Annotated in this window: 17 protein-coding genes; 5 read left to right on the forward strand and 12 right to left on the reverse strand. The window is 56.7% G+C overall.

The annotated features are described in order from the left end of the window. From ACOERD_RS14275 to ACOERD_RS14290, 4 genes are all read left to right on the forward strand, one after another. A partial coding sequence (locus ACOERD_RS14275) for a hypothetical protein (RefSeq protein WP_419739466.1) occupies positions 1–282 on the forward strand: 282 nt, incomplete at its 5' end. Between the two features lie 297 nt (positions 283–579). Then, positions 580–1011 (forward strand): type II toxin-antitoxin system RelE/ParE family toxin, encoded by a 432-nt coding sequence (locus ACOERD_RS14280; RefSeq protein ID WP_419739467.1) that lies wholly within the window; start codon positions 580–582, stop codon positions 1009–1011. Next, positions 1008–1298, forward strand: coding sequence for a NadS family protein (nadS, locus tag ACOERD_RS14285; protein ID WP_419739468.1), 291 nt, complete (start codon positions 1008–1010; stop codon positions 1296–1298). The genes ACOERD_RS14280 and nadS overlap by 4 nt, the downstream gene beginning before the upstream one ends. Before the next feature lie 211 nt (positions 1299–1509). Continuing rightward, positions 1510–1860 carry a hypothetical protein gene (locus ACOERD_RS14290; protein WP_419739469.1) on the forward strand — a complete coding sequence of 117 codons (351 nt, stop codon included), beginning with the start codon at positions 1510–1512 and terminating at the stop codon, positions 1858–1860. 175 nt (positions 1861–2035) lie between these two features. Here the strand turns inward: ACOERD_RS14290 and istB are convergent, their stop codons facing one another. The 4 genes from istB to ACOERD_RS14310 all read right to left on the reverse strand — a co-directional run bounded on the left by istB (position 2036) and on the right by ACOERD_RS14310 (position 4252). Continuing rightward, on the reverse strand, positions 2036–2767 hold the full coding sequence (gene istB / locus ACOERD_RS14295; protein WP_419737606.1) for an IS21-like element helper ATPase IstB: 732 nt from the start codon (positions 2765–2767) through the stop codon (positions 2036–2038). Positions 2768–2965: 198 nt separating this feature from the next. After that, entirely contained in the window at positions 2966–3103 is a 138-nt protein-coding gene (locus ACOERD_RS14300; protein WP_419739470.1) for a helix-turn-helix domain-containing protein, read from the reverse strand. Then, a complete protein-coding gene (tnpC, locus tag ACOERD_RS14305; RefSeq protein ID WP_419739471.1) occupies positions 3079–3702 on the reverse strand; it encodes an IS66 family transposase in 624 nt (207 codons plus the stop codon). Before tnpC ends, ACOERD_RS14300 begins: the two co-directional genes overlap by 25 nt. After that, the gene (locus tag ACOERD_RS14310; protein ID WP_419737856.1) at positions 3692–4252 is read right to left on the reverse strand and encodes a recombinase family protein; all 561 of its coding nucleotides are present in this window, start codon (positions 4250–4252) and stop codon (positions 3692–3694) included. Before ACOERD_RS14310 ends, tnpC begins: the two co-directional genes overlap by 11 nt. A gap of 128 nt (positions 4253–4380) precedes the next feature. On the opposite strand from ACOERD_RS14310, the gene ACOERD_RS14315 reads away from it, so the two are divergent. Beyond that, entirely contained in the window at positions 4381–7395 is a 3015-nt protein-coding gene (locus tag ACOERD_RS14315) for a Tn3 family transposase (protein WP_419737857.1), read from the forward strand. A gap of 34 nt (positions 7396–7429) precedes the next feature. Here ACOERD_RS14315 and ACOERD_RS14320 read toward each other — a convergent pair whose 3' ends face one another. The 8 genes from ACOERD_RS14320 to ACOERD_RS14355 form a co-directional block, all read right to left on the reverse strand. Further along, entirely contained in the window at positions 7430–7717 is a 288-nt protein-coding gene (locus ACOERD_RS14320) for a hypothetical protein (RefSeq protein ID WP_419737858.1), read from the reverse strand. Then, complete coding sequence (locus ACOERD_RS14325; RefSeq protein WP_419737859.1) at positions 7710–8444, reverse strand: hypothetical protein; 735 nt, start codon at positions 8442–8444, stop codon at positions 7710–7712. The genes ACOERD_RS14320 and ACOERD_RS14325 overlap by 8 nt, the downstream gene beginning before the upstream one ends. 1096 nt (positions 8445–9540) lie before the next feature. After that, positions 9541–9807, reverse strand: coding sequence for a hypothetical protein (locus ACOERD_RS14330; RefSeq protein WP_419737860.1), 267 nt, complete (start codon positions 9805–9807; stop codon positions 9541–9543). Further along, positions 9804–10040, reverse strand: coding sequence for a hypothetical protein (locus ACOERD_RS14335; RefSeq protein ID WP_419737861.1), 237 nt, complete (start codon positions 10038–10040; stop codon positions 9804–9806). Before ACOERD_RS14335 ends, ACOERD_RS14330 begins: the two co-directional genes overlap by 4 nt. A 191-nt stretch (positions 10041–10231) precedes the next feature. Continuing rightward, on the reverse strand, positions 10232–10684 hold the full coding sequence (locus tag ACOERD_RS14340) for a hypothetical protein (RefSeq protein ID WP_419739472.1): 453 nt from the start codon (positions 10682–10684) through the stop codon (positions 10232–10234). A gap of 45 nt (positions 10685–10729) precedes the next feature. Then, positions 10730–11356 carry a hypothetical protein gene (locus tag ACOERD_RS14345; RefSeq protein WP_419739473.1) on the reverse strand — a complete coding sequence of 209 codons (627 nt, stop codon included), beginning with the start codon at positions 11354–11356 and terminating at the stop codon, positions 10730–10732. Further along, entirely contained in the window at positions 11356–11649 is a 294-nt protein-coding gene (locus ACOERD_RS14350; RefSeq protein ID WP_419739474.1) for a hypothetical protein, read from the reverse strand. Before ACOERD_RS14350 ends, ACOERD_RS14345 begins: the two co-directional genes overlap by 1 nt. A 7-nt stretch (positions 11650–11656) precedes the next feature. Beyond that, on the reverse strand, positions 11657–12379 hold the full coding sequence (locus ACOERD_RS14355) for a hypothetical protein (protein WP_419739475.1): 723 nt from the start codon (positions 12377–12379) through the stop codon (positions 11657–11659). Between the last annotated feature and the right edge of the window lie 21 nt (positions 12380–12400).

Here is a 12400-nt window from a genome sequence, read left to right on the forward strand (position 1 = left end):
GACGCAGGGCGTGCAGCCAGACGGAAGGTGCCAGCTCGCATCTTGATTACGCAAACGGACGCGGCAATTGTCACGACATCTCACAAAGAGCTTTTGGCAGAACTCAACGGGGCAAGGGTAGAGCGCCTGCAAACCGAACTCATGCGAAGAGCGCCTTTCGAGCGGGTCATGGCAGAAGGTAGAACCCTTTTCGAGCTGCAAGACAGCCAGTCTGTTAAGAGTGCGATCAGAAATACCGCTAGCCTCGGGAAAGAGCTTGCAGAGATATTGGAGGCACAGTGATGGCCGTGACGTTTTTGAACCTGAGCGATGACCACCAAGAAGAGGCTCTAGATCCAAAGATTGGGGCGGGACTGAAGAGAAAGAAAGGTTCTCGTCCTAAGGCAGACGCCGAAGCAGTCGCTGCCGCAGGTCGCGCAAACGGCTTCAATCGATCTACGGACACTACGCAACCATCGCCACCCCCGAGGCGTGGGCGGCCGCCATTGAACGAAGACATGACGTATTGGCGCATTTATATTTCTTCCGATCTCCGCAATCAGCTCAATGATTTGAGAGACCGAGAGGGCAGGCGGCTCAATGACCTACTGGCCGACATGCTCGCCGCATACGAAAATGGAAAAGCAACATGAGTGCGTCATTGACTTATACGCCAATGACATATACCAGATGACCAAACTACAGACAGTCGTAGAGATGCCGGAGTTTCAACGCCGAGCCAAAACGGTCATGTCCGATGATGAGCGCGAAGCCGTTATCGTTTGGACTGCCGAGAATCCAGAGGCGGGCACTTCGCTCGGTGGTGGATTGCGAAAGGTGCGTATTCCTCGTGATGCTGGAGGCAAGCGCGGCGGGTTTCGGATGATATACGTCTTTGGTGGCCGACATATGCCGATCTTTCTGATTACGGTCTTCGCGAAGAATGAGAAGGCAAACCTGACACCCAAAGAGCAAGCTGCGGCAGTTGAGTTGAGCAAAGAGATCGTAGGTATGTGGAGCGACAAAGAATGAATGTTTTTAACAGCATCAAACAAAGTCTCGAAGAAGCGAAAGCGTTCTCAAAAGGGCAGGGCGCTGACGCCCGAGTTCACGAGATAGCCGTCTCAGATATTGATGTCGCGGGGGTTCGTGCAAAGACAGGCCTTTCCCAAACGGAGTTTGCTCGCAGCATCGGCGTTGCCAAAGGCACGTTGCTGAATTGGGAGCATGGCCGTCGCCAACCAAATGGTCCAGCGCAAGTGCTTCTTGCTTTAATTTCTAAGAAGCCATCCGTCGTTCAAGAATTACTTGGAGGTTGATATTGAGAGAATGATTTGTGGAGTTGCTTTGATTTTCATATGGGATGTAGGAGACTACCTCAAAACGTGGGGCAAATCAGAATTGATGCGACGTCTAAACCCCATCTTAAACCTCAATTAGGTCAATGGCAGTCGCCTCAATTTAAAATTCCGGCTTGTTGCCCCACGCTTTGCCGTTCTCTCCTAAACCTACTATAAGCGGAGCAAGTAGATGTCAGAAAACGGTAATAGAAATCCGCCAAATGGGTCGAGCGCCATTTCGAGAATGGTTGCGTGGACTTTCGCGACACTTTTCACTCTCACAGGTTTGCTCTTAGCGTCTCATCAATTCTTTGAGTTTGAGTTTCTTGGCGAGATCATGAGAATTAGAAATGATGCAGGTGATCAGGTAGCCATGTTTGGTATGCTGATATTTGGTGTCGGGTTCGCACTTCTTCTGACGCAATTTTTTGCGGAGAGTTATAGTGTAACTTGGAAAGGTGTTACATTTGCAGGAACTCTTGCTGCGATCCTGATATTTATCTGGATTGTTCGGCTTGTACTGTCAATCGGCATTGAATAATGACCCCCCATCGGCGTCCAAATTTGACCCCCCTTGGAGCTAAGAGGGGCGTTGAGGGGGTCGTGTTTAGGTTGATTCAGGAGGGGGTGGACAGCAGGTCAAACCGAAAAGAGAGCGTAGCTCGACTGAAGGTTTGACCTGCTGTCTGTTTTGAATTTATTCCCCGATTTCGAGGTTAGTCGCGGTGGTTAATTCGCCAGCTTTCGTTCCCGGTTTCGATGATATCGCAATGGTGTGTCAGTCGATCCAGGAGAGCAGTGGTCATTTTGGCATCTGTGAACACACTCGGCCATTCAGCAAATGCGAGGTTGGTTGTTAGCAGAATAGACGTTCGCTCGTACAGTTTGCTGATGAGATGGAAGAGTAATCGTCCACCAGACTCTGCGAACGGCAGATAACCGAGTTCGTCTATAATCACGAGGTCGACGCGGATCAGCTGCTCGCTGAGCCGCCCGGCGTTGCCTTCGCGATGTTCAGCCTCCAGCTTGTTCGCGAGATCCACAGCGCTGAAGAACCTGACCCGCCGGCGGTTATTGACCGCGTGGCCCCCGATCGCTGTTGCGAGATGCGTTTTGCCCGATCCGGTTCCACCGACCAGCACGCCATTCCTGGCCTGGTCCATAAAATCGCCGTCATGAAGATTGCGCACGACTTCCTCGTTGACGGGGCTGACCGTGAAGTCGAACTCAGGTAAGGACTTGCAGACCGGGAACTTTGCGGCACCCATCTGATACCGGATCGAGCGCGCAGTCTTTTCGGCCAGTTCGGCCGTGAGGAGTTCGGCCACGACCTGTTGGGGCCGCCAGTTGTTTTTGGCTGCGGCCTGCATCACTTCGTCAAAGCAGTTGACGATGCCTGGCAACTTCAGTTGACGGGCAAGTTCGAGAATTTCCTTACGCAGTTGCATGGGAGCCTCCAAGCCTGTCATAGCGAGCGCAATCCGCGATCGGTGCCATTTTCAGCTGCAGGTGGGCAGGCGGCTCAATCGCCTTTGGCGGCGGGGGATTGGTGCGCCGAGAGACAATGTTCAGGATCGCATCGGCCTTGCGCAGGCCAGATTTTAGAGCTTCTTGGGGTCGATTACGGCTCAGTGATAAATCGTACGCTAAGCGCTCTGGTCTCTCTGCAATGTGCGATAGACGGTAGCCCTTGAAACGGAGAATATCTCGGCGAGATCGCTGATCGAATGTAAGCGTAACGAGGCACACACATGGCATTTCAGCTTGACTTTTGAAAGTTCCATGGCAGGAGCTCGTCGATACGGCTTTGGGGGTGACCGGCTGCTATTTTTTGGAGCGTTGAGGTCAGATATGCATTGGGTTCCACGCCGTTCAACTTCGCGGTCTGTATCAGAGATGCGATACGGCCCCAACTGGCGCCGCCTTCATCATGACCCGCAAACAGTGCGTTTTTCCGCCCAAGGGCAATTGGTCTTTGGAGATTTTCGACGTTGTTGGAGTCGATCTCAACCCGGCCGTCACTGAGAAAGACCTGCAAGCCGTCCCAATGTTTGTGAATGTAGTTGAGCTTTTCACCAAGTCTGGATTTTTTAGAGACCTGCAGGCGCTGCTCCTGAAGCCAGGTGCCGAACTCGGCAACCAAGGGCGCGGTTTGTGTCTGGCGCGCAGACAGGCGCTGTTCGGGTGGAAGGCCCCGAATTTCAGTTTCAATTGCGTAAAATTCGGCAATCCGACGCAAGCCCTCTGCTGCGATCCCGGACTTGTCGCGGTCAAAGACCTCCTTCAGTTTGCGGCGAGCGTGGCTCCAACAATAGGCGGCTCGGATCGGAGAGCCCCCTTTGGCCTGTACGCATGAATGGAACGGTGAGGGGTCATAAGGCATTTTTTTCGTTGAGACATCGGTAAATGGTTGCAGGATGGACTTTGAATGCTCTGGCGACCTCTTTGACGGATTTTCCATTTTCGAGAAGTTGACGGACTGTGTCGCGTTGTTCACTCCCCAATTTAGGAGGGCGTCCAAATATGACGCCACGTTGCAATGCAGCCTTTCGACCGTTTTCGGTTCGACCTCGTATAAGTTCACGTTCGAACTCTGCAATGCCAGCAAACACGGTCAGGATCATGCGGCCTGAGGGCGAGGATGTATTGGCCCAGGGTTCGGCAAGCGATTGAAGTCCCGCGTCTTTTTCTCCGATAACTTCTGCGACGCGTAAAAGTTCAGACGTTGAACGCGCCAAGCGATCAAGACGCGTCACGACAACCGTATCCCCTTTTCTGAGTTGGTTTAGCAACCTTTGCAGTTCAGGCCTCTTTATGCGTGCACCGGAACCCTTTTCCTCGAGCACCGTCTCGCATCCGGTCGCTTCCAGTTCGGCCCGTTGCAAATCAAGTTCCTGGGCGTTCGTTGAGACGCGCGCGTAACCAAATTTCATGCCGCCCCTTCCGAAGTGTCGCAAAAGTTGTCGCAAAAACCGTTTCTTTCGCATCTGTATTTTGCGATAGATAAACCATTGATTCTTCGTGGCCGGATTCGGTCTCGCGAAACTTGAGAGATTTGCGAATGCCGACGCGGTTTTTGAGTGACGCGCAGCGGGCGCGATACGGACGCTTCGACGGGGTTCCCAGTCGAACGCAGATCGCGCGATATTTCCACCTTGATGCGACTGATCGGGACATTATCAATCAGTTGCGTGGCAGCCATAATCGTCTGGGCTTTGCGCTTCAACTCGGTATCGCTCGGTTCCTTGGCGTACTTCCGACAAGGTTCGAGGATATTCCCGATGTCGTGGTTGAAGCGGTGGTCGCACAGCTCGGACTGACCACGATGCCGTCTTTGACCGCCTATGCTGTTGGGCGCCCAAAGAAGCGCCATGCGGCCTTGATCCGGAAAACCTACGGCTTCCGAGACCTGGCCGATGATGCCAGCGCTCGCTTTCGTTTGACGCGCTGGCTTTACACTCTGTGTTGGTCTGGCGATGATCGGCCGAGCCTGCTGATTGACCGGGCCACGGCGTGGATGTTGGCGCGCAAGATACTGCTGCCTGGTATCAGCACTTTGGAGCGCCTTGTTGCCCGCATTCGGGATCGTGCGCATCGGCAGTTGTGGATGCATCTGTCCGATGCGTTGTCGGATATGCAGCGGCAGAAGATCACCGCCTTGCTTGAGGGCGAAGGCGGGTCGCTGCGCAGGCTGGATTCGTTGCGGGCGGCTCCCACAAGACGGTCTATGACAGAACTGCTGCGCCACTTTCATCGCCTTGATGACATTCGCGCCTACGAACTGGCCCCGCATTCGCCTGAAACGGTTCCGAATGCACTCATCCAGCGCCTGGCCAAGATAGCTAGAACCATGCGGCCATCTGCAATCGCGGTTGCCAAGGAGCCGCGCCGAACCGCGATTATCGCCGCGCTGTTTCACACGTTGGAGGCCGTTGCCATCGACGATGCGGTCGAGCTTTTTAGTGCCTTGCTGGCGGATACGTTTCGAGAAGCCAAGGCAGCTCGCAAGCGAAAGAGATTGCGAAGCTTGGGCGATCTGGACGCTGCTGCTCTGACCTTGCGTGACCTGGCCCGGCGCGTCATGACCGATGGCGACGATGATACAGATATGACTTTCCGGTCCTGGCGCGATGCCATCTACGACGAATTGAATTATGCCGCCCTCGTTGAAGCCACTGACCGTGTCGATGTCTTGGCCAAACCACCAGAAGACAAGCCGCTGGAAGAACTGATCGTAAAGTGGCGCACGACGCACACACTGTTTCGCAACCTCCTCGAACGAATAGAATTTGAAGCTTCGCCCAAGGGCCAGCCTATCAAAGCGGCGATCGATTTTCTTCGCGGCATCGAGAACTGGGCAAAAGCTGATATGAACGATGCGCCGACTGAAATCCTGCGTGGAGTCTGGCGCAAATACGCGCTCGATACCAATGGAAAAGTCTCCGACAATAAAGCTTATGTTTTTGCTGTATGCGAGGCTTGGCAGGGGGCACTTAAGACCCGAGACATCTTCGTGCCCGCTGGCATGAGGTTTGATGATCCCAGACGTGGCTTGCTGAGCGGCGAAGCGTGGCAGGCGGTGAAGCCAACTATATGCCGCACACTTGAACGTTCGCCAAATGGAGAAACGGAACTCGCCGTTCTTGCTGACCAACTTGACCAAGCCTATCGGCGGGCGGCGGAAACCTTCGAAGTAAATCCGGCAATTCGAACTGAAATCAAGAAGGGCAAGCCACAGCTCGTCATCACGCCACTCGACCGCATCGAAGAATCCGACAGCCTGAAGAAACTGAAGTTCGCGATGCGGACCAGATTGCCAAAAGTCGATCTCTCGGATGTGCTTCTCGAAGTCGCCAACCGAACCGGTTTTGCGCAGGATTTCACCCATGTCACTGAGCGGCGCGCGCGCGTCGATGGCTTCCAGACAAGCCTGTGTGCCGTATTGCTCGCCGAGGCCTGCAACATTGGCTTCGAGCCGATCACGCAGGCGAGCTTTCCGCCACTTCGGCGCGACAGGCTTTCCTGGATCAGCCAGAACTTCATCCGCTCCGAGACAATCACGGCAGCAAACGCTCGCATCGTTGCCGCCCACAATGAACTGCCGATCGTCCAACATTGGGGTTCTGGTGATGTTGCCTCCGCAGACGGAATTCGCTTTTCCGCTCCACCCACGGTCATCCATGCCGGCCCTAACCCGAAATACTTCAAGACTGGCCGCGGTATCACGCTTTATAACCTTGTCTCCGACCAGTTCACTGGCCTCAATGCCCTTGTTGTGCCCGGAACACTGCGCGACAGCATGTTCATCCTTGCGCTTTTGCTCGACCAGGAAACCGATCTCGAACCCGTAGAAATCATGACCGACACGGCGGCCTACTCCGATATCGTCTTTGGACTCTTTTGGTTGCTTGGCTATCAGTTCAGTCCTCGGCTCGCGGATATCGGTCAGACCCGACTTTGGCGCATCGACCGCAAAGCAGACTATGGTCCGCTTGATTCGCTCACGCGCAACAAGATCAATGTCCGCCTCATTATAGAAAATTGGGAAGACCTGTTGCGTCTGACCGGATCGCTGAAGCTTGGACACATCAATGCAGGCGCAGTCATGCGTACACTTCAGGTGCGCGAACGCACCACGGCACTCGCCAAAGCCCTTGGAGAATTGGGCAAGATCATCAAGTCGCTGCATATCCTCAGATTCATCACTGACGAGGAAACGCGGCGGCGTATTCTGATCCAACTTAACCGTCAGGAGCTTCGCCACAGCCTGGCCAGGCGCGTCTGTTACGGTGAAAGGGGGGAAATTCGCAAACCCTATAGGCAAGGGCAGGAAGAACAACTTGGAGCGCTCGGGTTCACCCTCAATGCTATCGCTTACTGGAACGCAACCTACATGCAGCGCGTACTCGACCAACTCGAAACAGAAGGCTGGAATGTCAGCCCCAATGACATTGCCAGAATATCGCCCCTTGGACACAAACATATCAATTTCCTCGGCAGGCACGCATTCGACCTGCCGGACAACATTGCCACCGGAGAATTGCGCCCTCTCAGAAACCCTAATTCCGAACGGTAGTTTTGCAAAGTCTTATGACCCCTCACCGTTCCATTCATGCGTACAGGCCCATAGTGGCGGCGACGATCTCGGCCAACCATGGCAGGATCAGCACCGCGAGGATCGCGCCGCCGATCAGCTTGATCCACTTGAGTTCTGTTTCCAGCTTGCCAATATCGATTTTCATTTCGGCTTTGAGTTCGGCCAGATCGGCTTTTGTGGCAACGCCGCCGGTGACGCCATCGCGCACCGTCTGGGTGATTGCCTCAGCCTGTTCCTCGCTTATGCCGCTATCGCGCAAGCGGCGCACCGCCGCCATGGTGTCGAAGGTGATTTCAGTCATCGGTTGCGCCGCCCTCGATCACGTCCAGTTTGTAGCGTTCAACCGCCTTTCCGTGGTCGTTGATGTTGCCCCGGAAAGCCCCCTCCGGCGTCACCGTAATGACCTTCACACGACCTCTCTTGATCCGCTGTATTGCGCCAACTTCTTCAAGTAATTTAAGGGATTGAGACATGTTTACTTCGTGTGTGCGCATAATCTCGCAAAGCTGACTGGCGGTCTTGGTGCACTCGTAGCTTTGCCAGCCAAGGTGCCGGCAAATCGTCCAGAGGATCGACATGGCTTCCTTGGCTTTTGTCGTTGTTGGAGCCGCCTCAAAAAGCCGCTCTGTCACGGCGTCCTGATACTGGAATGCGATAGACACGTTGCCACCCCCGAGGAAGTCGAATTCAAGTTGCACGGTGGCGCTCATGCCTTTCGCGCCCTGCGCCAGCTCTCGGGCCTTCATAGCACGTTCAGGACTTCTTTCGACAAGAGCTTCCCGGTCCAGCACAAGCGCCACCCGGTCGTAAACACCCCGTTTGCGCAGTTGCCGCTCCAGCAGGGTGTCCGGGTCCGTGACGTTGGTTTCGGCCTTCCTGCGGCGTTCCTGGACCCCGACCAGAACCGCGATTGGCAGCACCGGAGCGTCTGCCCGTTTTTGCGCTTTCTGGGTCTCTCTGGCAAGGTCGATATCGGTCTGTGATATGCCATGAATTTTCTTCAGGTCACGGATGGAAATTCGGGCCATGGTTTTTTGCACCTCAAGAATCGAATAGTTAGTGTTCTGACTAAGTGTCAAGATTCGAAATCACCCTTTTTTTATGGCTAAAACCGCGTTTTTGCACTTCGGTATCCATATATCCTATGTATTTTACCCCCTATCCCCCAAAAAAATGGCCCCGGAATCGCCCTGTCGAGAGGTCGGAAATTTTCTGAGAGAGGGCCGGGTCGAGAGGTTGCGCAAAAGACCCCGGGAACAGCGCCTGCGGAGAGGCTGGAAAATTCCATCACCAGAGGAGGACCGGGAAGCAGTTTCAAAGAGGCTGTGCCGCTCCCCGGAATCCCTCCCCGCACTCGACAGGGAGCGGCAGGGGCGCGAGCGGTAAGCCGGAGCGCCCCAGATCCCCTCGTAGCACAAAATCCGGGATCTGGTTCGGATCCGATGCGAACCCGTGATTTTACCAGTTGGACAGGATCGGCCTTCAGGGCGCAGGCACCCGGTTCCCGGTGCGTCCCCCGGATGGGTCCCGCCCCGAACGCCTGCGAACTGGCGACACAACCCGGGGCGGGCAGGAACAATCTCCAGGCCAGAAGATCATCCCCGCCCCGCGCTTTGCCCGATCCTGGCGGGGGCGTCCAGGCTCAGAGCGGCCCTGAGCGCGTCTGAGAGGCTCAGAGCGGCCCTGAGCGCGTCTGAGAGGCTTCCCCGGCTCGATCCGGCTACGGGAAATCCCGTAGGTGCCGCCCCGGCGGGTCGTGATCTGCAAGTCGATTTTTCAGAAATCGGCTCAAGCACGTTTCCGCATTCAAACCAGGTTGAATGCTCAACGGCGCTTCGAGGGGTTTTCCGGTTCAGCTGTTGGGATGGTTTTGCAAGCGGGATCGCTGGCATCCCCTGAGCCGGTTTATCCGGTTGGAAAAGTTAGTACTAACTTTTCCAAAGGCACGATTACACATCAAAACGATTTGCGTTTTGATGTTCCCTGTCTCCTATCGGCACGTCCGCCCCGCCGATCCGGTCCAGGCAGAGGCGCAGCTGGCCCGGATCAGGGCAGGTCGACGCAGCCAGGCACAGCGACAATGAGGGCGAGTTCGCGTTAGGTGTTGTGTGGAATTGGGGTCGGCTATTCGACCGACATGACCACGCGCCAACGATTGCCAGCGCGTTCCAGAACCCGGCCTTTCTCGTCCCACGAAAACAGCCCTTCCATTCCTTTGGGTGGCGTCCCCCATCTGGGCAGGTTCGTGAGGTCGATGTAGTAATATTCGTCCATCGGAACGCCGTTCAGGCCGCTCCGATGCAAGGCGAGGAAATCTGCTTCAGCAGCGTTCAGAGCCGCGGCTAACTCGTTCAGATCGGCGGCAGCGGCTATAGCTTCCGCGTGTGTCATTCAGCCGGTGCGTCCACCAGATCGAGGCGGCGCTCTATGCGATCGAGGCGTTCTTGTATGGCAGCTTGACCGCTGTCACGGGTCAAATCACTTTGCACAAGACCGCCCACATGCGCCTTTATTGCGCGAAGTTCACCTTCAATCCGGCTAAACCGAAGATCGTGTTCCGCTAACTTGGATTGAATCCTTTTGAGGTGCTCAAGGATCAGTTCGTTTGTGACGTTCTCAGGCATTTTCCGCTTCCTCGTAAGCTGCGCGGGCAATATCGGCTTGCATCCGCAGGGATTACCGCGAGATGAGCGGCAGCGAATTGAGCAAAATCTGGAAGGCACGATTATACATCAAAACGATTTGCGTTTTTATGTTTTCTGTCTCCTACCGGCAAGGGCAGGAACTTTTGGCTGGATTGAGGGGCAGGCCAGCCTTATTCCGGCGGTTTGTAGCTTCTGCAGAAGCCGATGAATGTCTTGTCGATGGTACGGGCGTTGAGGGGGATATCCTTGGCGGCACACCAGCTTCGGAAGCTCTCGGCCAGGATGCGCAGATCGGGCACATGGCCCCCCTGGAGGCGGTTGACATGTTCCCGCGCCAGAGGGTCCCAGACCGCATCGCCCCTGATCGATCCGGAAGCCGGGAAACCGCGGGGCGGGGCGTCCGGCGCGACGGTTTCCGCGGTCCCCTCGCGCCGGGCCATGCGTCCGACCCTGGGCCGGTCCAACTCGCGCAGGGTGGTGCGGCGCTGGTCGATTTCCTTTTCTTCCCAGGTGATCTTCACCCGCACCACGGAGCGCCCCAGCTTCTCCGGCGTGGCCGTCAGAATCAGGCGGGACAGCTGACTGATCTCCGCAAGCGCGGGCTGTAGGCCTAAACGGACCATAGCTGCATATATGGGGTCGATTACGGGACAGTGATAAATCGTACGCTAAGCGATTTTGTGCCTCATTTCTCGCCAGATGTACTGACCTATGAGCAGAATGTGCTCCCATCCCAAGGGCGATATGTGCCTGAGCAGGTGTTCGGGCGTGTCCAGGCCTTCGCTTATCGCACATTGCAGAGAGACCAGAGCGCTTAGCGTACGATTTATCACTGTCCCGTAATCGACCCCATGCTGGTCGAGGAAGTTTGGCAGCTCGTCCTGCACCAGCGTTTTGATCTCAGGCTTGTGTTCGAGCTGTGCGATGAGAAACGATCCCAGCAGGATCTTGCGGCGCACGTCCAGCCTGCGCTCTTCTTCGGTTGCCTTGCGTTTTGTCCTGGCCATTCTGGTCTCCAGTTTTTGCAGTTGCGATTGCTTTACGGGCCTGTCCACCTCGGGCCTGAGCCGACGGATCAATTCGGCGTTGGTGACACGCCGGTCGAAATACCCCGCCTTTCGGGCGGTGCGGATCAGGCGGGCCTCTTCGCGCTGCCGGACCCGTTTGGCCTCCGCGCCCAGCAGAGCGATTTGCTCGGCCGGGGGCAGTCCGTTCAGCTTCAGGCGCGGTGAGGGCTTTCGCGCGGGCTCACGCGGCGAAGGCTTTCCGGTCCGGGGTTTTGTCTTCTTCACCATCAGGGCGCGTCCGCTTTTCCGGGTATCCCGGCATGCGCCTGCCAGCGGGCCTTCATGAGGGCGCGGAGCAGTTCGGCGTCATGGAGCGCATCGAGCGGGTCGCGCTTTGCGAGATCACCGATGGCGCGTTTGAGCCAATAGGAAAGGGATGGTTCACTCTGCAGGGCAAGGATCGCAGCAGGGGACCAGTCCATGGGGTCATACATGGGGGTTTCGACGGCGGTCTCCGTCAGCCTCGCTTCGCCTGCGCCCGCCCGCGCATCGGGCGGCGTCTTCGCTGTGGTCCGGGTCATGATGGCCTCACTCCTGCGCATAGGGATCGAGATCGAAGGTGATGACGCGGGAGGGGGTGAGAGCGCCGCCGGTCATGTCCTGCGGTGCTGTGGGGCGGGTGCGCCTGAAGGTGCGAATGCGCACGGCCCCAAGGCCCAGCCGTGTCACCCGGGTGGCAGACGGTGTCTTTGTGGCGTTCAGGACCGCGTTTGATGTGGTCGGGTCCTTCAGGACGGCGAGGAACTGCGCGGGTGTGGTCAGGGCGCGATTGCGCACGCCCCTGGTGTTGTGATAGGCGGAGTTTCCCAGATCGGGGCCCGAAAGCAGGGGCAGGGCGGCCCATTCCCGCGCCAGCGCATTGCCCATGCCAATATAGTTGGTCCCGTCCGGGCTCCAGCCGCGCCGCTTCAACAGGGCGACCGCCATGGCGTTCTGCATGCTCTCATCGAACAGTTCTGCGCCCGTCAGCCCCATGGTGGGGACCAGATAGTCGCGCAGTGTGTCTTCCATGATCTGGAACCGCCCGGCGGCTTCCGAGCGCGAGGCGGCATCGATGCGGTCCTGCCAGGCGAGCACCTCATTCACGGTCAGGGTGGTGAGGGGTTTTGGCGGCGGGGCGGCGGCGTAATGGGAATAGGTGTCATAGCCGCCGGGGGCTTCCAGCGTGCCGATGAAATCGAGCATCCCGGCGGTGCGCGCATCGAGGCGTATCTCGGCGCAGGCGGGCAGGGCGATGAGGATGATGAGCAACAGGCACGGCACTCTGCGCAG

The organism is Ruegeria sp. (assembly GCF_965199275.1).
Classification (GTDB): domain Bacteria; phylum Pseudomonadota; class Alphaproteobacteria; order Rhodobacterales; family Rhodobacteraceae; genus Ruegeria.